Origin of the sequence: Microtetraspora sp. AC03309, from assembly GCF_020826795.1 — a bacterium.
GTDB classification, from domain to species: domain Bacteria; phylum Actinomycetota; class Actinomycetes; order Streptosporangiales; family Streptosporangiaceae; genus Microtetraspora; species Microtetraspora glauca.
The window spans coordinates 1-410 of record NZ_JADDIL010000579.1; the positions used below are offsets into that span (position 1 = coordinate 1).

The window sequence follows — 410 nt, forward strand, 5'->3', positions numbered from 1 at the left end:
GATCCCCGAGGGCGGCCAGCTCTTCCAGCCGCTGCTTGAGGGCTACCAGGCGCTGCTCTCCGGCACCAAGCCCGAGGAGATGCTCACGCAGGTCGACGAGAAGTACCACGGGATCATGAAGGACTGGAGCTGAGCTGTGAACGTCTCGACTGGACGTGTTTCCGGCACGGCCAGGGTCGCGGCCGCGGGCGTCGACGGCGCCCGCGGCCGCCGCGGGCGGCCCGACACGTCGTTCCGTAAGTTCCTGACCCGGCACTGGTACGCGTGGGCGATGACCGCTCCGGTGATCATCGTCACCTGCGTCCTGGTCGGCTGGCCGCTGGTCCGCGGCATCTACCTCTCACTCACCGACGCCACCGAGGCCAACGTGGGCCGCACCATCGGCGTCAACGTCATCCCGGCCACGTACG

Annotated in this window: 1 pseudogene; it reads left to right on the top strand. The window is 69.0% G+C overall.

Going from position 1 to position 410, the window contains the following annotated elements:
* Positions 1 to 136: 136 nt before the first annotated feature.
* A pseudogene (locus tag IMZ11_RS44445) lies at positions 137 to 410 on the top strand (sugar ABC transporter permease); the annotation flags it as partial.